The 19,142-nt window shown below is 69.7% G+C and carries 17 protein-coding genes; 12 read left to right on the top strand and 5 right to left on the bottom strand.

Annotated elements, in window-relative coordinates; translation table 11 throughout:
• Window positions 1-137: 137 nt before the first annotated feature.
• Window positions 138-3,221: a M14 family metallopeptidase gene (locus ACTWNK_RS18310; RefSeq protein ID WP_474305263.1), complete on the top strand. Its 3,084-nt coding sequence runs from the start codon at window positions 138-140 to the stop codon at window positions 3,219-3,221.
• Window positions 3,222-3,268: 47 nt separating this feature from the next.
• On the opposite strand, the gene ACTWNK_RS18315 is transcribed toward ACTWNK_RS18310, so the two are convergent.
• Window positions 3,269-3,727 carry a hypothetical protein gene (locus ACTWNK_RS18315; RefSeq protein WP_474305265.1) on the bottom strand — a complete coding sequence of 153 codons (459 nt, stop codon included), beginning with the start codon at window positions 3,725-3,727 and terminating at the stop codon, window positions 3,269-3,271.
• 117 nt (window positions 3,728-3,844) lie between these two features.
• Window positions 3,845-4,567 carry a DUF2470 domain-containing protein gene (locus ACTWNK_RS18320; protein ID WP_474305267.1) on the bottom strand — a complete coding sequence of 241 codons (723 nt, stop codon included), beginning with the start codon at window positions 4,565-4,567 and terminating at the stop codon, window positions 3,845-3,847.
• A gap of 77 nt (window positions 4,568-4,644) precedes the next feature.
• On the opposite strand from ACTWNK_RS18320, the gene rpsD reads away from it, so the two are divergent.
• From rpsD to ACTWNK_RS18360, 8 genes are all read left to right on the top strand, one after another.
• Complete coding sequence (rpsD, locus tag ACTWNK_RS18325; RefSeq protein ID WP_474305269.1) at window positions 4,645-5,259, top strand: 30S ribosomal protein S4; 615 nt, start codon at window positions 4,645-4,647, stop codon at window positions 5,257-5,259.
• A 17-nt stretch (window positions 5,260-5,276) separates the two neighbouring features.
• Entirely contained in the window at window positions 5,277-6,440 is a 1,164-nt protein-coding gene (locus ACTWNK_RS18330) for a low temperature requirement protein A (protein ID WP_474305271.1), read from the top strand.
• Window positions 6,441-6,971: 531 nt separating this feature from the next.
• Complete coding sequence (locus ACTWNK_RS18335) at window positions 6,972-7,697, top strand: tryptophan 2,3-dioxygenase family protein (protein WP_474305273.1); 726 nt, start codon at window positions 6,972-6,974, stop codon at window positions 7,695-7,697.
• Complete coding sequence (locus ACTWNK_RS18340) at window positions 7,694-8,824, top strand: aminotransferase class V-fold PLP-dependent enzyme (RefSeq protein ID WP_474305275.1); 1,131 nt, start codon at window positions 7,694-7,696, stop codon at window positions 8,822-8,824. The genes ACTWNK_RS18335 and ACTWNK_RS18340 overlap by 4 nt, the downstream gene beginning before the upstream one ends.
• Window positions 8,799-10,067, top strand: coding sequence for a hypothetical protein (locus ACTWNK_RS18345; protein WP_474305277.1), 1,269 nt, complete (start codon window positions 8,799-8,801; stop codon window positions 10,065-10,067). The genes ACTWNK_RS18340 and ACTWNK_RS18345 overlap by 26 nt, the downstream gene beginning before the upstream one ends.
• Entirely contained in the window at window positions 10,064-11,686 is a 1,623-nt protein-coding gene (locus ACTWNK_RS18350; RefSeq protein ID WP_474305279.1) for an FAD-dependent monooxygenase, read from the top strand. Before ACTWNK_RS18345 ends, ACTWNK_RS18350 begins: the two co-directional genes overlap by 4 nt.
• Window positions 11,687-11,765: 79 nt before the next feature.
• Window positions 11,766-12,701 (top strand): branched-chain-amino-acid transaminase, encoded by a 936-nt coding sequence (ilvE, locus tag ACTWNK_RS18355; RefSeq protein ID WP_474305280.1) that lies wholly within the window; start codon window positions 11,766-11,768, stop codon window positions 12,699-12,701.
• The gene (locus tag ACTWNK_RS18360; RefSeq protein ID WP_474305282.1) at window positions 12,698-13,468 is read left to right on the top strand and encodes a cyclase family protein; all 771 of its coding nucleotides are present in this window, start codon (window positions 12,698-12,700) and stop codon (window positions 13,466-13,468) included. The genes ilvE and ACTWNK_RS18360 overlap by 4 nt, the downstream gene beginning before the upstream one ends.
• Window positions 13,469-13,470: 2 nt before the next feature.
• Here the strand turns inward: ACTWNK_RS18360 and ACTWNK_RS18365 are convergent, their stop codons facing one another.
• A complete protein-coding gene (locus tag ACTWNK_RS18365) occupies window positions 13,471-13,932 on the bottom strand; it encodes a MarR family winged helix-turn-helix transcriptional regulator (protein WP_474305284.1) in 462 nt (153 codons plus the stop codon).
• Window positions 13,933-14,093: 161 nt separating this feature from the next.
• On the opposite strand from ACTWNK_RS18365, the gene ACTWNK_RS18370 reads away from it, so the two are divergent.
• From ACTWNK_RS18370 to ACTWNK_RS18380, 3 genes are all read left to right on the top strand, one after another.
• Window positions 14,094-14,948: an LLM class flavin-dependent oxidoreductase gene (locus tag ACTWNK_RS18370; protein WP_474305286.1), complete on the top strand. Its 855-nt coding sequence runs from the start codon at window positions 14,094-14,096 to the stop codon at window positions 14,946-14,948.
• A gap of 71 nt (window positions 14,949-15,019) precedes the next feature.
• Window positions 15,020-16,267: an MFS transporter gene (locus ACTWNK_RS18375; protein WP_474305288.1), complete on the top strand. Its 1,248-nt coding sequence runs from the start codon at window positions 15,020-15,022 to the stop codon at window positions 16,265-16,267.
• A gap of 4 nt (window positions 16,268-16,271) precedes the next feature.
• A complete protein-coding gene (locus tag ACTWNK_RS18380) occupies window positions 16,272-17,630 on the top strand; it encodes an ATP-grasp domain-containing protein (RefSeq protein WP_474305290.1) in 1,359 nt (452 codons plus the stop codon).
• Between the two features lie 102 nt (window positions 17,631-17,732).
• Here ACTWNK_RS18380 and ACTWNK_RS18385 read toward each other — a convergent pair whose 3' ends face one another.
• Entirely contained in the window at window positions 17,733-18,065 is a 333-nt protein-coding gene (locus ACTWNK_RS18385; protein ID WP_474305292.1) for a hypothetical protein, read from the bottom strand.
• A gap of 101 nt (window positions 18,066-18,166) precedes the next feature.
• The gene (locus ACTWNK_RS18390; RefSeq protein WP_474305294.1) at window positions 18,167-18,940 is read right to left on the bottom strand and encodes an ion transporter; all 774 of its coding nucleotides are present in this window, start codon (window positions 18,938-18,940) and stop codon (window positions 18,167-18,169) included.
• Window positions 18,941-19,142 lie beyond the last annotated feature (202 nt).

Here is a 19,142-nt window from a genome sequence, read left to right on the forward strand (position 1 = left end):
CTCCCATGCCGGGCACGCGCCCGCCCGCCGGGGCTGGAACGGTGCACCGTGGCCCGGCCGTACCGGATCGTGTGCGGGTGCTGGACACGCCGATCCGGAGCGCGCACGCTATTGCCGTTTGCACCCTTGGAGGCGGAATGAAGCGGTTATCCGTTATCGCGATACTGGCCCTGTTATCCGGCCTGCTCACCACGCTCCCCGCGACCGCCGAGGAGACGGCGCCCGGCATCGGCCCCCAGGTCTACACCGCCGAGCTGACGCTGGAGCAGATGGAGAGGTTGCGCCAGGACTCCCTCGACCAGGAGGACGTCAGCGCGGTGCCGACCCCGGGCGGCAGGCTGCACGTCGAGGTGATCCTCAACCAGGTCGAGGCGGCCAAGCTCAACGCCCAGGGCCTCGGTCTCGTCAGGAAGAGCACGCCGCAGGCCAGGACCGCCGCCGCCCCCACGGTCTTCCGCCCCTACTCCGGGCCGGGCAACATCCGCGAAGAGCTGGTCAAGGCCGCCCAGGACCACCCCGCCATCGCCAGGTCCTACGACATCGGCACCACCCTGCAGGGCAAGCCGATCACAGCCGTCAGGGTGACCAAGGGCGCCCGCTGGCTGCCCGACCGGACCAGGCCGGCCGTCGTGTACCAGGCCGCACAGCACGCCCGCGAGTGGATCACGCCCGAGATGGTGCGCCGCCTCCTGCACCACTACCTGGACAACTACGGCAAGAACGCCGAGATCACCAAGCTCGTCGACAGCGTCGACCTGTGGTTCGTCCCCGTCGTGAACGTCGACGGCTACGACCACACCTTCACCGAGGGCAACCGCCTGTGGCGCAAGAACCTGCGCGACAACGACGGCGACGGCACGGTCGAGGCCACCGAAGGCGTCGACCTGAACCGCAACTTCCCGCACAAGTGGGGCTACGACAACGAGGGCTCCTCGCCCGTGCCCGCCTCGGAGACCTTCCGCGGCAGGGAGCCCGCCTCCGAGCCCGAGACCAAGGCGCAGATCGACCTCATGCGCAAGGTCAGGCCCAAGTTCGTGATCAACTGGCACTCGGCCGCCGAACTGCTGCTGCACGGCGTCGGCTGGCAGTTCTACACGCCCTCGCCCGACGACGTGATCCACGAGGCCATCCTCGGCGACACCGCCAAGCCCGCCGTACCCGGATATGTGCCCGAGATCGGCGCGCAGCTCTACACGACCAACGGCGAGACCGACGGCTACATCGAGAACACCTTCGGCGCCCTGACCCACACGCCCGAGATGTCGACCTGTGTCAGCGCCTCCAACGTCGACCCGGACGACGCCTGGCTGCCCGAGGACTGCGCCAGCGGCTTCCACTTCCCCGACGACGAGAAGCTGGTCGCGGGCGAGATCGCCAAGAACGTGCCCTACGCGCTGTCGCTGGCCAGGTCGGCGGCCAAGCCGGACCGGCCGGTCTCGGTCGTCGGCAGGAGCGTGCCCGACTTCACCACCGACCCGTTCACCGTCTCCTACGGCGCCGTCCAGGAGGTCGCGGTCACGGCCAGGCGCTCGCTCGCGGCCAAGCTGATGATCTACCGCATCAACGGCGGCCTGCCGAAGCTCGCCCCGGTCAGGGAATGGCGCGGCGGCGAGCGCTACGGCGACGAGAACAACACCTACTTCGCCGAGTACCGGGGTGAGGTACGCGGCCAGAAGCCGGGCGACCGCGTCGAGGTGTGGTTCACCGGGCTCGGCCCGCAGGGCGTCGTCAAGAGCACGGCGTTCGGCTACACGGTGCGCGACCTGGCCGGGGCCGAGGTCCTGGTGGTGGCCGAGGAGGACTACAAGGGTGTCAACCCGCTCTACCCGGCCACGGTCACCGCGCCCAAGTACGCCCAGAGCTACGTCGCCGCGCTGGCCGCCTCCGGGCGCAAGGCCCTGGTCTGGGACGTCGACGCCGACGGGGTGCCGCACCACCTGGGCGCGCTCGGCCACTTCAAGGGCGTGGTGTGGTACCTCGGCGACAACCGCCTGACCCAGGACCCCGCCGACGAGACGATCACCGTGTTCGGCGCGCCGAGGCAGAACGCCCAGGTGGCCGACCGGGCCTTCGCCCTGACGCTGGCGATGCGCGACTACCTCAACGAGGGCGGCAAGCTCGTGCACGCGGGCGAGACGGCCGCCTACTTCGGCTCCGTCATGGCGGGCGGCATCTTCTACGGCCTCAAGGGCTACCCCGAACGGCCGTGCGTGGTGACCGTCAGCACGCGCGACGACTGCGAGACGCTGTCCAACGACTTCATGCAGTACTGGCTCGGCGTCTCGGGCCGCGGCGCCCTGGCCCTGCCCAGCGGGATCGACGGGTCCGGCCTGCCGATCGCCGCGACGTTCGGGGCTGGCGGCGACAACCCGTTGAACGAGGCGGGCAACCTCACCGTCACCAGTTCGGTGCTGAGCGAGCGTGACTTCCCGCAGTTCCGCAGCGGCCCGATCGCCCTCTACCGGGGCCGGACCGGGCCCTTCGAACCGGTCGAGGGCAAGTGGCATGTCGGCGTCAGGCATGCCAACTACGCCTACAACCGGCTGACCAGGACGATCGACCTGCGCGGCATCAGCGCGGCCCAGGCGCCCAAGCTGGAGGTCCAGCTCTCCTACACGACCGAGGCGAACTACGACTTCGTCCTGGCCGAGGCGCACACGACCAACGCCGACTGGACCACTCTGCCCGACCTCGGCGGCGCCACGATCACCACCGTCCCGGCCGAGTGCGAGGCCGGGTACCTGCTGGAGCTGCACCCGTGGCTCAAGCGCTACCTCACCCCCGGCGCGCCGTGCACCGCGGGCGGCACGAGCGGCGCGTGGAACGCCTTCACCGGCAACTCCGGCGGCTGGAAGCAGGCCGCCTTCGACCTGTCCGCCTATGCGGGCAGGAAGGTCGAGGTGTCGATCAGCTACGTGTCCGACCCCGGCACCGGCCTGCAGGGCGTCTTCGTCGACGACGCCAGGCTGAGCACACTGGCGGGCACGTTGTGGCGTGACGGCTTCGAGAGCGGCTACGGCGGCTGGTCGGTGCCCGGACCGCCGCCGGGCAGCACGACCCGGCCCGGCCCCGACTTCTTCAGGTCGAACTCGCTCGGCGCACCCGCCGTCGCCACCCCGGACTCGGTCCTGCTCGGCTTCGGCCTGGAACACCTGGCGAGCGCCGCCGAGCGCGACGACGTGATGCGCAAGATCACCTCGTACCTGCTCGACCGGCGCTAGCCGTACGGCGGGCGTCCGCCGGTGTGCGGACGCCCGCCTCGTCGGGGTCAGTCGACGTACCAGCTGCCGCACTTGCTGACATTGTTGACGCGGGCGCAGGCGCGTGCCGCGTAGTCGGCGTTGTTGACCGACTGGGTGCGCCAGGTGAAGGGGCCGCACTGCTTCCAGCCCTGCGACTCGGCCGTGCCGTTGTCGAGGGTGCCCTTCTGGCCGGGGAACTTGCGGTAGCTCCTGTCGACCCACACCTGGTCGCCGTTCTGGAAGCCGGACTTGATCTCGGCCCTGCTGTACACGTCGAGCGCGCTCTCGTTCTGCAGTTCGACCCAGCGGCCGTCGTGGTTGAACGAGGCACCTCCCAGGACGGCCTGGAACACCCCCACGACGCCGTTGCCGTCGCATTGCGCGGGGGTGGCGTGGGCGGAGGCGGGGGCGCACACGACGGTCGCGGCGGCGGCCACGACGGCGACGGTGCTCAGCAGGGCGGTGCGCATGGAACGACTGGTCATGATGGGTTCTCCCTGAGACGTCCGGATCGGTACACGACCTTGTCTAGGGCCTGTCATGTTGTCGCGCAGCAGGTCACGGCGCCGGACAATCAACGCCGGACAATCGGCGTGAGAAGATCAGCAGCCGCAGAGCAGGCCGCGCAGGGAGGATTCCAACCCCTGGCCGGTGTCGGCGGGCACCGGCCAGGGGAAGCGGACGAGCGAGGGGTCGTGCGCCCCCACGCGTACGGTGGCGCCGTACCTGTCGAGCTCCCACAGCCACGTCTCCTGCGGCGTGGTGTCGAGCAGCTTGGCGACCCCGGCGGCGAGCTGGCCGCGATGCGTGCCGTTGACGTGTTCGAGCACGCGCTCGGCGAGTTCGAGCAGCGGGTCGGGCGCGGCGTCGAGGTACTCCTCGGCGTCGAGGATGCCCGACTCCTGCCCGGTCAGGAACACCACCTGGGCCACGTCCACGCGCAGCAACATCGGCGCGTCCGGCTCGCCGAACCTCTCCAGCGCGTCGAAAAGCCCCTCGTCGGCCTGGCGTGCGGAGATCGCGACCGCCGCCTGCCTGGCCTCGCCGCGCGGCACGGCCTCGGCCCAGCCTTGCACCTTCAGCAGGCCGAGCGGCTGCTCGCTGTCGCCGAGCGAGCGCACGGAGGTCAGGTCCACGGTCACGACGGCGTCGCCGCGCAGGCCGTGCAGCAGGTCACCCGGCCGGACCAGGAGCACGGGCCTGCCGCGCTCGTCGACGGCGCCGAGCGCGGGCGCCGAGTCCATCTCCACCGACACCTGTACGGCGCACGCGGTGGCGGCGAGGCTACGGATCCTCTCGGGGATCGGCGGGGCGACCAGCGGCATGGGGTCTCCTTGTGATCAGGCTTCTGTTAAGGTTAGGCTTGCCTTAATAAGGCTTACCTAACCATAGAGAGGTTCCTGTGCGCTACACCGGACCCAAGGTGCGACTGTCTCGACGAGCGGGCGTCCCGCTGACCCGCAAAGCCGTGCGCTACTTCGAGGCGCGCCCTTACCCGCCGGGTGAGCACGGGCGCAAGACCAACCGCCGCGCCGCCGGCGACTACGGCATGCGGCTGATGGAGAAGCAGAAGCTGCGCTGGTACTACGACGTGTCGGAGCGTCAGCTGCGCCGCTACTGGGACCTGGCCGTGCGCCGCGAGGGCGCGTCCGGCTCCGAGCTGGTCTCGATCCTGGAGACCAGGCTCGCCTCGCTGATCCTGCGCGCCGGGCTCGCCCCCTCGATCTACGCCGCCAGGCAGTACGTCAACCACGGCCACGTCACCGTCGACGGCCGTAAGGTCGACATCCCCAGCTACCTTGTCAAGCCGGGCCAGGTCGTCTCGGTGCGTCAGCGTTCGCGGCAGATGCAGCCGTTCGTCGCCGCGGCCGAGGGCATCTACGCCGACGACCGCATCGCGCCGTACCTGTCGGTCGACCACGCCGACCTGAAGTTCACCCTCGTCAGCAAGCCCGAGCGCGAGCAGATCGCCGTGCCGGTCGACGAGCAGCTGGTCGTCGAGTTCTACTCTCGCTAGGCCTAGCATGACTCCCTGTGAGTGAACCCGGGGAGCGCCACGCCAGCTGGCTTGAACTGTTCTTCGACCTCGTCGTCGTGGCGGCGGTGGTGCAGCTCGCCCACCGCCTCCACGGCGATCCGACGTGGGTGGACGTCGGCCTCTTCGCCGCCCTCTACTACGCGATCTGGAGCGTCTGGACCTCCCTCACCCTCTACTCCAACGTCAGAGGGCCGCGCACGCGCGTGCGGGCGATGCTGGTCGCGATGTTCGGCATCGCGGTCATGGCCGCGGCCGTGCCCGGCGTCACGCACGGCCGTGACGTCGCCTTCGTCTGGGCCTATGTGGCCTGTCGCCTCTCGGCGAGCCGTACCTGGGCGGGCACCGGCTCCATCCTCACCTCGTGGCCCGCGGCCCAGGTGGGCGTGGGCCTGGCTCCCTGGATCGCCTCGATCTGGGTGGAGGCGCCCTGGCGTTATGCCCTGTGGGGTCTCGGGATCGCGCTGGACGTCGTCATCTCCTACCTGCAGAGCCGCGATCCGGAACACCTGCTGGAGGAGCGGCGTGAGCAGACCGAACGCGTCCGCGCCCGCGACCTGCGCCGTGGCCGCGTCTCCCGCCTGCGCGTCGTGCCCGGCCGCGCCGTGCTCGACACCGCCCATCTGACCGAGCGCCTCGGCCTGTTCGTCATCATCGTCCTGGGCGAGGCCGTCATGCAGGTCGTGGGCGCCGCCGCCGAGGTCGTCTGGACCCGCGAGCTCACCGTCACGGCCCTGGCGAGCTTCGGCCTGGTGGTCGCCCTGTGGTGGCTCACCCTGGAGTACGGCCTCGCCGGAGCCTCGGGGGCCGTCAAGCCGAATGTCGCCATTCCCGCGCATTACGCGCTGACCGCCGCACTGACGGCGATGGCGGCGGCCCTGGGCATGCTGGCCGAGCACACGGAAGGACATCTGCCCGCCTCCGTACGGTGGTTGTTGTGCGGAGGAGTGGCCGTGTATTTCGGCGCGGCGGCGCTTATGGGGGTGGGGGGTATCGGGCGGACATGGTTGCTGGGATGGGCGCTTCCGGCGGTTGTGGTACCGATCCTTGTGGGGGTGTTTGGGGGGCGATTGGCTGCTTGGGGGGTTGTGGTGTTGTTGCTGCTGGTCGCGCTGTGGCAGGTGTCGTATAAGAGGTTTAGGACGCGTTTCTCCGGAGTTTAGCGCCGGTCCATCCGCGGCACGCGGAACGCGGTTGTCCATCTGCGGTGTGACTACTCCTCATCTTATATTTCCCTTATCTTCACTTAAGGTGACCGGCCCGGTTGTGCGTTTTGCGGGCATTTGGTTCATCCGATATACGCGCGGACATCTCGCTGACCTGCGGATTCTTGGGTGCGATCTTGGCAGTGGTTTCGGCGGGCGCGATCCTGACAGGCTGGTCAAACTCTCAGTGATGGCCGTATTCATGTTTAGAGAAGTGCCCTATTGCGGAGTTGATGACCGAAAATGTCAACCGCAGTTGCGTAATGCGCAAAAAAAGTAGGGGTTGTGCGGCGTTGAGTCGTCAAGCATTCTTGGTGACGTTCAGCGTCACCGACTTGTTAACTCCTGGGGCAACGCTCGGATAGGTAACGGCAAGGACCTTTATGCCGCGACTACCGCCGAGCGTGACGATCATTTTGCGTACCCAAATTTCGGCCCGTCACCGGGTCTATTTTGGGCTGCGCGCGACTCTGCGACGAAAGAAGGCCCATGCGGGACTACTCCAAGCAGGTGCTTTCCGGCGAAGGCGACGACGACTACGCACGCTATATGCGCACCGACGCGCTGCTCTCCCTGCAGCGGCGCCCCGAAGAGGTGGTGCATCGCGACGAGCTGCTGTTCCAGGTCGTGCACCAGTCGACCGAGCTGTGGCTGAAGCTGGCCTGCGAAGAGCTGCGCGAGGCGAGCGACATGATCCGCAAGTCCGAGGTCAATGCGGCCGTGCGGCTGCTGGACCGCTCGTCGTTGTGCGTGGAGCTGGTGACGGGCCAGCTGGAGATGATGCGCCACCTGTCCCCGTGGAGCTTCCAGACCATCCGCACCGTGCTCGGTCACGGCTCGGGGGCCGACTCGCCGGGCTGGCGCGGCGTGCAACGCTGCGGGCGCGACATCGGGCGCGCCTTCGCCGCCCTGGTGGAGGAGCGCGGGCTGGACGTGGCCGAGCTCTACCGCAGCGGCCAGGACGCCGACGAGCTGCGCCTGGTCGAGGCGCTGATCGAATGGGACGAGCGCGTCTCGCTCTGGCGCGTGCGGCACTACAAGATCGCGACGCGGATCCTCGGGCACGACGTGGTCGGCACCCAGGGGACGCCGGTCGACGTGCTGGCCAAGCTGATCGCCTACCGCTTCTTCCCCGAGCTGTGGCAGGTGCGCACCGAGCTGACCCGCACCGGCCCGATGGGCGACTACCACCTCGGCGAACCGGAACGGCCATGACTCCCGAAGCGTTCCGCGCGCTGTTCCCCGGGCAGGGGCGCCTTCGCCACCTGGCCAGCTGCAGCCTCGGCGCGCGTTCGACCGCACTCGACGAGGCGATGGGGCGGATGCTCGCCGACATGGCCGAGCACGGCACACCGTGGGGCCTGTTCGAGGAGCAGGTGCACCAGGCGCGCGAGCGTTTCGCCGCCCTGATCGGCGCCCGGCTCGACCAGGTCGCGGTCATGCCCAACGCCTCCGTCGGCGCCTTCCAGGCGGTCTCGGGCCTGAGCTGGGACGAGCGGCCCAAACTGGTCACCACGACACGCGAGTTCCCCTCGATCGCCCACGTGTGGCTGGCCCAGCGGCCGGGCGGCGCCGAGGTCGTCTACAGCGAGGACGCCGACGGCTACGCCTCCCTCATCGACGGACGCACCCGGCTGGTGTCGACGCCGCTGGTCGGCTTCCAGGACTCGATGCGACTGCCCGTCGCCGAGCTGGCCCGCACCGCGCACGAGGCGGGCGCCGAGCTGTTCGTCGACGCCTACCAGGCCGTCGGCGTCGAGCCGGTCGACGTGCGGGAGCTCGGCTGCGACTACCTCGTGGCCGGCACCATGAAATACCTGCTCGGCCTGCCGGGCATGGCCTTCCTGTACTCACGCGAGCCCGCGGGCACCGACCGCGACCCACAGCTCACCGGATGGTTCGGACGCGTCGACCCCTTCGCCTTCGACCCCAGAACGCTCGACTTCCCCGACACCGCGGCCCGCTTCCAGACCGGCACGCCCGCGGTCGCCGCGGCCTATGCGGCCAATGCGGGCCTTCGCCTGCTCGGCGAGGTCGACCTCGCACGGGTGCGCGCGCACGTGAGCGGCCTGACCGAGCTGGCGGCCGACACCCTCGCCGCACAGGGGGAGCGTCTGCGCCACGTTCCCGCCGACCGGCGCGGCGCCCACATCGGGGTGCTGTGCGACAACCCGGTCGAGCTCACCCGTCGCCTGGCCGAGCGCGGTCTCGTGGTCAGCCCTCGCGGCGACGTCATACGGATCTCCTTCCATTACTACAGCGATGCAGAAGACGTGGCCGTACTGTCTGCGGCCCTTCATGAGCTGGGAGTTGCGAGTGCCCTCCACCAGAGAACGGCCTGAGACAACCTCGGACGCGATCAGTGACTGGCTCGACGGTCTGGACCCCGCGTCCTTCCCCTACGAGCAGGTGCTGCGCGAGTACCACAGCGGCGGCAAGCACTTCGTCCCCGGTGAGCTGCTGCGCCAGCTCGCGGACGTGCGGGCGCTGCTGCCAGGACTGGCCAGGCCGTGGCCGCACGTCGAGACGCTCGCCTTCTTCCTCGACACCGCGCTGGACAAGGCCGACGAACGCTACGACTACCGCAGCTATCTGGCGCTGCCCCTGCTGCGGCTGCCGAGTGTGCAGGACCCGGTGGAGCAGGACCTGTTCGCCAGGTCCCGCTGCGACCGGCTGACCGTTCAGCTGGTCACCGACGCGCTGGCCTTCGAGCTCGCGGCACGCGACGGCAGCACCGAGTGGCTGCCCAGGCAGCGCCCGGCGCCCGACCTGGTGCTCAAACGCTGCAAGCACGGCATACGCGCGATCCGGCCCGCCCTTGAGCGCATGGCACTGGACGGCGGCCTGGCCGCGGCCGACCCGTTCGAGCAGGCGAGGCTGGCCTGCGAGGCGGTGCGCGCCGACATGGCGCCGGCCGAGCGGCGGGTGCTCGGCCTGACCATCCTGCCGGTCGACACCGTGCACGACGAGCACGTGTTCCTGCGCGTGCTGCAGACGTTCGAGACCACGTTCGCGCTGCTGGCCGTACAGTTGCGTGGCGCGATGGAGGCGCTGGCCGGGCGGGTGGTCGAGCGTGCGCTGCACTTCCTGGCCGGGGCCAGGTCGGCGCTGCGCGAGTCGGGGCCGCTGTTCTCGATGCTGGCGACCATGCAGGTGGAGTCGTTCCGCACCTTCAGGCAGTTCACCGAGGGCGCCAGTGCGATCCAGTCCCGCAACTACAAGATCGTCGAGTCGCTGTGCCGTCAGCCCGACGCCGAGCGCGTCGACTCGCCCGCGTTCCTGTCGGTGCCCGAGGTGCGGGGCATGATCCTGTTCGGGCAGCGCACGCTCGACGACGTCTACCAGGAGGCGATGAGCTCGGGCGACCTCGACGAGGCCGACACCGCACGGCTGGCCGAAGGCATGCGCGCCTTCGCCCGTGAGCTGCTGCGCTGGCGCAACACCCACTACCGCCTGGCCGTACGGATGCTGGGCGACGCGACGGGCACCGGCTACACCGCGGGGACCCCGTACCTGAACGCCGTGCGTGACATCGACGTCTTCCGGTCGGTCGACACGCCCAGGGAGGCCGTGGAGTGCCGATGACATCCGTACACGCACCGGTCGGCATCGTCGGCGCCGGGCCGATCGGGCTGATCACCGCCCTGCGGCTGGCGAGCTTCGGCGTGCCGTCGGTCCTGCTGGAGACCCATCCCGAGCTGACCAAGCAGGGCTCCAAGGCCTGCCTCATCCAGGGCGACGTGCTGGAGATCCTCGACAAGGTCGGCTGCGCCCAGCCCATCCACGACGAGGGCGTCACCTGGACGCTGGCCCGCACGTATGCCCGCAACCGGCAGATCAGGGCCGACGAGTACCCTCGCGGCCTGGCCTTCGGCCCCTTCTGCAACATCTCCCAGCACCGCATCGAGCAGGTGCTCGCCGCCGCCGTCGAGGCCTCACCGCTGTGCGACCTGCGCTGGGGGCACGACGTGGTGGGCCTGTCGCAGGACGACGACGTGGTGAGCGTCAAGGCCGAGACGGCCTCCGGGCCGGTCGACCTGGCCTTCTCCTACCTGGTCGCCGCCGACGGCGTCCGCAGCGGGCTGCGCGAGCTCCTCGGCGTGGAGTGGACCGGCTACACCCACCGCGACCGCTTCCTCATCACCGACCTGCGCGCCAAGCTGCCGCTGGCCAAGGAGCGGCACTTCCACTACGACCCCTCCTTCAACCCGGGCCGCCAGCTCGTCATGCACCCGCAGCCCAACGACATCTGGCGCATCGACTGGCAACTGCCCCCCGACGCCGACATCGACGCCGAACGCGCCGACGGCCGCTTCGACGAACGCGTCAGGAAGGTCATCGGCGACATCCCCTACGAGGTCGACTGGGTCAGCACCTACCGCTTCCACCAGCGTGTGGTGGCCAGGCTCCGGGTCGGCCGCGTCCTGTTCGCCGGGGACGCCGCCCACGCCCTGCCCCCGTACGGCTCGCGCGGGATGAACAGCGGCATCCAGGACGCCGACAACCTGGCCTGGAAGCTGGCCTTCGTCCTGTCGGGCCGGGCGGGCGAGGACCTGCTGGAGACCTACCACCTGGAGAGGTACGCCGCGGCCAAGGAGAACCTCGCCGTCACCGAGGCCACGATCCGCTTCATGGTGCCGCCCAATCTGCTGCGCCGCTGGACCCGTGCCACCCTGCTGCGCCTGTCGAACTGGCTCGGCCTCGCCGGACGCCATGTCAACAGCGGCAAGATGGCCCAGCCCTACACCTACGACGACTCGCCCATCGTGCGGACCGGGCACCCCATGCTGGGCTCCTTCGCCCGCGACGGCCGGCTGCGTATGAACGGCGAGCCCACCCGGGTACGCGAACTGCTGGGCGCCGAGTTCGTCGTGCTGGTCTTCGCCGACACCGCGCAGCGCGCCAGGACGCTGATCGAGGAGGCCAGGTCGCGGCCCTGGCAGGTGCCCGCACGCGTCGTGGCGGTCCTGCCCGACGACGAGCAGGCGGGGGCGCTGCCCGACGACATCGAGGTCGCCGTCGCCGACGACCGCGAGGTGGCACTGGCCTACGGCGCCGACCAGGGCACCTGGTGGATCGCCAGGCCCGACGGCCATCTGGCCGCGCGAGGCACGCGCGGGCCGGACGTGGCACGCGAGCTCGGCGCCGCCATCGGCGCATCGGCCCCGGCCGGGCAGCCCCTCCAGCAAGAGGCCCGCCTTTGACCCCCTCGCCGCGGCCGGCCGCGACCTTCCTTCCCAGGGCCGAGGCCCTTCCCTGGGCCGAGGCCCGAATGGAGACCGGATGAACATCGCACCCGACTACGCCTGGCAGAACGGCAGGCTCCTGCCGTGGGACCAGTGCGTCGTGCACGCCCGCAGCCAGGGCGCCTTCTGGGGCGCCAACGTCTTCGAAGGCGTGCGCGCCTACCTGGGTGACGACGGCGACCTGCACGCCTTCCGCCTGGAGGACCACCTGGCCAGGCTCAGGCGTTCGATGAAGAGCCTGCACATGCGGATCGAGCACACCGACGACGAACTGGCCCACGCCTGCCTGGCGGTGCTCGCGGCCAACGCCTTCGACGCCGACGCCCACATCTGCGTCGTCGCCTACTTCGACGAGGGGCCGAACTTCGACCCCCTGGCCTACACCGAGAGCACCGGTGTGCACGTCACGGCCATCCGGCTGCCGCGCTCGCCCGGCTTCGAGCTCGGTGTGAGCGCCTCGATCTCCTCCTGGCGGCGGATCAGTGACGACTCCATGCCGCCCCGCATCAAGACCGGGGCGAACTACCACAACAGCCGCCTGGCCCAGCACGAGGCGGTGCGCGGCGGGTTCGGCACCACACTGCTGCTCAACCAGCGCGGCACCGTCTCCGAGGCGCCGGGCTCGTGCGTGGTCATGGTGCGCGACGGCGAGCTGGTCACCCCGCCCGGCACCAGCGGCGTGCTGGAGGGCATCACGGTGGCCACCGTGGCCGAGCTGGCCGAGGAGCATCTCGGGCTGACGCTGCGCCGTCGCGAGATCGACCGCACCGAGCTGCACGTCGCCGACGAGCTCTTCCTGTGTGGCACGCTCGCCGAGCTGCTGCCGATCACCTCGGTCGACCGGCTGCAGGTGGGCGCGGGCACGCCGGGCCCGGTCACGCGCAGGCTCCAGGCGCACTTCGACGACCTGGTCAGAGGCAGGGGAGCGCGTAAGGAATGGCTCACCTCCGTCGGAAGGGAGCCGGTGGCATGAGCGGCGCACTGACCGCACTGGCGGTGGCACTGGCCTCGGGCGCCGTCGAGGTGATCGACCTGACCGCACCGCTGTCGGAGACGACGCCGATCATCCAGCTGCCGCCCGAGCGCGGCCAGCCGTGGCGCTTCGACCGCGAGCCGATCAGCACCTACGACGTGGCCGGACCCACGGTGTACTGGAACAACATCAAGCTGTCGGAGCACACCGGCACGCACTTCGACGCGCCCGTGCACTGGCTGTCGGGCAAGGACCTGCACGACGTCTCGCAGGTGCCGCCAGGCCGGTTGGTCGGCCCCGCCGTCGTGCTGGACGCCACCGCGCGGGTGGCGGGCGATCCGGACTTCCTGCTGGAGCGCGAGGACGTCGAGGCCTGGCAGGCCGAGCACGGGCCGCTGCCCGAGGGCGGCTGGCTGCTGTATCGCACCGGCTGGGCCGAACGCGCCCACGATCCGGCGGCCTTCCTCAACGACAAGCACACACCGGGCATCTCCACCGAGTGCGCGCGCTGGCTGGCCGAGGAGACCCCGCTGGTCGGCGTGGGCGTGGAGACCGTGGGCACCGACGCGGGCCTGGCGGGCGACTTCGAGCAGCCCTACCCGTGCCACTGGCACCTGCACGGCGCGGGCAAGTACGGCCTGACCCAGCTCCGCAATCTGGCGCTGCTGCCGCCGACGGGCAGTGTGCTGTTCGCCGGGCCGCTGCCGATCGTGGGCGGCTCGGGCAGTCCCAGCCGGGTCCTGGCCCTGGTCGAGCGGGAGCCGTGAGATCAGTCCTGATTCAGTCGCTCGACAACGGTCCAGGAGATGTCGCCGAGCGCTTCGAGCTGCTCGGGCGTCAGCAGGTCGATGAGGTGCCTGCGCACCGACGCGACATGGCCGGGCGCGGCCTCCTGGATCGTGCTCAACCCCTTTTCGGTCAGGACGATGACCGCCCCTCTGCCGTCGGAGGGGTGTTCCTGACGGGTGATCAGGCCGCGCTGCTGCATCCGGGTCAGATGGTGCGAAAGGCGGCTGGTGGACCACTTCATATGGGTGGCCAGCTCGTTCAGCCTGATGCTGGTGCCCGGCGCTCCCGGCAGGCTGGACAGCACGTCGTAGTCGGCCTCGGACAGGCCGGACTCGCGGGCCAGATCTTGGTTCACCTGACGGTTGAGCAGCAGGAACATACGGCGGTAGCCGAGCCACGCGCGGGCCTCGGTCGGGTCGAGCCATCGAACGTCTTCCGTCATGTCGTCAGTATAGTTGACATGTCATCATTCTCTTTCCTAGGGTTATTGTCATGTCAACATGATGCGGTGGCACCGGCCCCGAAGACTGTGACATCGGCGCCCAGGCCCACCGCGTCTCCCGAACCCCATCCCGGAACCATCCGGAAACCGGAGGTACGCTCATGGAAATCGGCTTGAACATCTCCACCTCCGCCGCGCCCGGCGACGACCCCGTGGCCGACGCCCGCAGGGCCGAAGAGCTGGGATTCGACTTCGTCTCGGCCTCCGACCACCCGTGCACCTCGCACGCCAGCTACGAGACCTGGACGATGCTGTCCTGGATCGCCGCGGCCACCACCCGGATCAAGGTCGCCACCCGTGTGCTCGGCGTGCCGTACCGCAATGTGGCCATGGTCGCCAAGATGGCCGAGACCTTCGACCGGCTGTCCGGCGGGCGGCTGATCCTGGGGCTGGGCGGCGGCTACTCCGACGAGGAGTTCCGGGCCTTCGGCATGCAGGTGCCCACGCCGCGCGAGAAGATCGACGGCCTGGCCGAGGCCATCCAGATCACCAGAGGGCTGTGGTCGGAGCCGTCGTTCACCTTCAAGGGGCGCCTGCACCACACCGAGGACGCCCAGCTGGAGCCCAAGCCGGAGCGGCGTATTCCGATCTGGCTCGGCACGTTCGGCCCGCGTGCGCTGGACGTCACCGGGCGGCTGGCCGACGGCTGGATCCCCTCCTACAGCTTCGCCGGTCCCGAGGAGGTCAAGGTGAAGCGCGAGCGCCTGCTGGCGGCGGCGCACGAGGCGGGCCGTGCGCCCGAGGAGATCACCTGCGCCTACAACATCGCCATCCGCATCGACGAGGAGGCCAAGCCGGTCGCGGGCACGCTGTCCGGCTCGGCCGCCTACCTCACCGACACGCTGCTGGGCTTCAAGGACCTCGGCTTCACCGTGTTCAACCTCATGCCGGTCGGTGACGGACTGGACGAGCAGGTCGAACGCCTGGCCCGTGAGGTGGTCCCGGCTCTGCGCTGACGGGGGAAGGCGCGGCACCGCACATCCGAGGGCCCGGCCGGGTCCGCTCGCCGTACGTGTCAGGGGGCACCGTGATAACCGCGATCCAGAAACAGCTGCCCCGCCATCCGGCGGCGCGGGCTCTGGCCGTGGCGTCGTTCGTCGGCTGGATGGGCACGGGGGTGTGGCTGACCACGTCCGTCCTGTTCATGGTCAAGGTAGTCGGCCTGAAACCGGCCGACATCGGCATCGGGCTGGGGATCGCCGGGGTGCTCGGCATGCTGATGGTGATCCCGGTCGCCGACCTGACCAGGCGCTGGCCGGCCGGGCGGGTCGCCGTCGTGCTCCAGGTCGCCAGGGGGCTCGCGTTCCTGTCCTATCTGGCCGTCGTCGACGCGGGCACGTTCTTCGTCGCCGCCGCGCTGGTCGGGATCGCCGATCGGCCGACGATCACGGTGAACCAGATCGTGGTGGCGCGTGTGGTTCCCGGCGCCGACCGCAACGCCGCCATGGCGATGGTGCACGTGGCGCAGAACGTGGGCATCACCGTCGGCGCGATGCTCGGGACGCTGGCCCTGCTGCGTGCCGAGCGGCTGGTCTTCGTGGCCGTGGTCGTGGTCAGCTCGGCCACCTATGTGCTCGCCGCCTGGGTCCTGGCCAGGACGGTCTGGAACGCCGAGGCGGAGGCCGCCCCCGAACCCATGCGTTCCGGGACGGTCGGGACACTGCTCGGCGTCCTGCGGGACTGGCGTTTCACCGTGCTCGCCTTCGGCAACGGGCTGCTGGCGCTGCACGTTCCGCTGCTCACGGTGGCGACACCGCTGTGGCTGGCCCAGGCCACCGACGTGCCGGCCGCGACCATGGGCGTCCTGCTGATCGTGAACACCGCGATGGTGGTGCTGTTGCAGATCCCGCTGGCCAGGCCGGTGCGCTCGGCGGCCGACGGGGTCAGGGCGGCCTGGATCGCGGCCGGATTCCTGGTCGCGTGCTGTGCGACGCTGGCGCTGTCGTCGTTCTCCTCCGCCCTCGTGGCCGCGGGACTGCTCGTGCTCGCCGCCGGGCTGCTGACCGTGGGCGAGATCAAGCAGAACGCGGCGGGCTGGGCGCTGTCGTTCAACCGTTCGCCGGACGACCATCGCCAGCCCACCTATCTGGGTGTGTTCGGCACCGGTCAGACCGCGGTGATCCTGCTCGGACCCACCCTGCTGACCTTTCTCATCAGCTTGCTCGGCGCTGTCAGCTTCGTGGCGATCGCGGCGTTGTTCCTGGTGGGCGTGTTGTGCGTGACCATCGGGGCGGCCGGAAGCGCTGCCGTCGAAACCTACTCACCAGGACGGTGACCTCGTGGCCAGACCCTCGATTCTCTATGTGATCCCGGCGATGGGCGGCCCCGCGCCCGAGTACGCGCTGCCCCGGCTGCACCGCTGCGGCGACGTGCACGCCCTGCTCGCCGCACCGCCCACCGCCGCGCACGAACAGCAGTTGCGGCAGTGGACCAAGTCGGTCCAGGTGCTCGACCGCGACGCCAAGATGCCGGGCGACCTCGTCGCCGCAGCCGGGGCCGTACAGGCCGACGCGATCGTGGCCTTCAGCGAGTTCGCCATCGCCGCGGTGGCCGAGGCCTGCCAGGAGCTCGGGCTGCGCGGGCCGGGGCCGAACATCACCTACTCGCGCGACAAGGTGGTCATGCGCGAGACCTGGCGCGCCAACGGTCTGCCCGTGCCCGACTTCGTACCGGTGCGCACCCTGGCCGACCTCGAACACGCCGACGACGTCCTGCGCCGCCCGTTCCTGCTCAAGCCCTCGTGGATGGCGGGCTCGCAGGGCCATGTGATCGTCGACCGGGACACCGACATCGACGACGCCTGGCGCCGGGCCACCGCCGACATCGCGGCCACCGACCAACTCGGCCTGCACGACTTCCTGCCCGCCGGGCGCGGCGCCCAGTTCATCGCCGAGAACCTCATCGAGGCCACCACGGAGTCCTGGTACGACACCGACGGCTTCGGCGACTACCTCAGCGTCGAAGGGCTGGTCGTCGCCGGTCGCTACCACCCGCTCTGCATCACGGCCAGGCTGCCCACGATCCCGCCGTTCGTCGAGCTGAGCTTCCACCAGCCCACGGTCCTGGCGCCCGAACTGCAGCGCCGCATCGAGGAGCACGTGCGCACCGGCGTCGACTGCCTCGGCCTCGACTACTCGGCGACCCACACCGAGATCAAGCTGCAGCGCGACCAGGGCCTGTGCCTGCTGGAGAACAACGCCCGGCTGCCCGGCGCCATGATTCCCCGCCTGGTCGAGGAGGCCTTCGGCCTCAACATGATCGAACTGCACGTGCGCTCGCTGCTCGGCGACATCCTCGACCTGCCCGAACGCATGCTCACCAAGGGCATCCGCGACGAGGCCGTCGCCATGCTCATGCTCCTGCCCACCGACTCCCAGGGCCGCCCCTGGCAGTCACGCCCCTCCTTCCGGCCCGAACTCGTCGACTGGTCGCGCCTGGTCTCGCCCGGGACGCAGGTCGAACTCATCCCCGGCCTGACCCGCCCCTCCGGCGCGGCCATCCCCGAGTACTCCACCAGCGGCGGCACCCGCAACTACCTGGGCACCCTCCTGGTACGGTCACCGGACCCACTCACCCTGCGCGACGACTGCTACCGCATCACGGACGGCTTCGAGGGGGAACTGGGGCGCGTTTCTTAGACTGCCGATCCGGGCGGCGGGGGTTTTCTCCGCCGCCTCGGTCGCGGACAATTCGCCGTCATTCCTTTTCGGCGCTGGAATTACAGAACTCCAGGTCTGGAATTACAGAACGACCACCCAGGCGTTGACCACGTGGCAGCCGTTGGCGTCGCCGTTCACGACCGAGCGGGGGCCGGGGCTCTGCCAGGAGGCCTTGGAGACGACGGGGCCGTCGATGGTTCTGGTGTAGGGCCAGTGGGCGGAGTTGCAGACCACGCGGACGTGGTAGGAGCCGAAGCCCTGCCAGCAGAAGCCCTCGCCTCGGTTGAGGCCGGTGATCTCGGCGTCGCAGTCCCATACCTCGGCCTGGGCGGGAGCGGCTCCGACGGCGATGGACGAGCCCAGTGCGGCGGCGGCCATCGTCGTTGCCACGAGGGCTTTCTTGACGAGGTTCACGTGATTTCCCTTTCGCCCGGACAATCGGTTCAGCGGAATGGGATCATCGTAATTTTCCACGGCTCGGGCACGAAAGCCGGCTTTCTGCCAAAGAGAATGGGTTATCTGCCCGTGGCTTCCGTGCTGAGTTCTCTGCGCAGGTCGGCCAGTTCGGCGCGCAGCCGGGCGAGTTCGTCCAGGACGATCGTCTCGGAGTCGTCCCTGTGCTCCTTCTCCATCGCACTCACGACGACGGCGATGAACAGGTTCAGCACCACGAAGGTGACCACCAGCATGAACAGGGCGAAGAACAGCCAGGCCCACGTGTGCACGGCCATGACCTCACGGGCGATGTCGGACCAGGCGTCGCCCGTCATCATCTGGAACAGTGTGAACAACGACGTGGGCAGCGTGCCGAAATAGTCGGGCGCGGTCGCGCCGTACAGTTTGGTGGCCATCACCGACGCCACGTACAGCACCAGGCCGAGCAGGGCCACGATCGACGTCATCCCCGGCACGGCCGTGAGCAGGGCGCCGACGACACGTCGCAGGCTGGGTACGACCGAGATCAGGCGCAACGCCCTGAGGATCCGCAGCGCACGCAGGACGGACAGGCCGCCCGCTGTCGGGGCGAGGGAGATGCCGACGATCACGGTGTCGAACAGGTTCCACGGGTCGCGCAGGAAGCGGGAGCGCTGGACGTAGGCCTTGAGGCAGAGTTCGACGACGAAGATGTACAGCGCGGCGTGATCGATGATCGTCAGCGCCGTGCCGTACGCGGAGATCATGCTCGCGGAGGTCTCCAGGCCGAGTGTGGCCGCGTTGACGAGGATCACGGTGACGATGAACCTCTGGTACGGCCGCGACTCGATGACCGCGTGCACACGCTCCCGCACGAAGCGGCTCCCCGATGTGTAGAAGATCCAGATTCGCCCAAGATCCTAATGGGCGTAACGCCGGGCTTTCGGCGGGTCGGGGAGGGGGGTGGAGGGGGGTGGGGGCGGTGAGATCTCGGGGGATTTCGGGGAGTGTCGGCTCCCTGGGGGGTGGGGCGACAGGGCGCGGGGGTGGCCGGGTCTCGGGGGATCGGGCGGGGGG

It is taken from the genome of Nonomuraea sp. IBHARD001 (assembly GCF_056106265.1).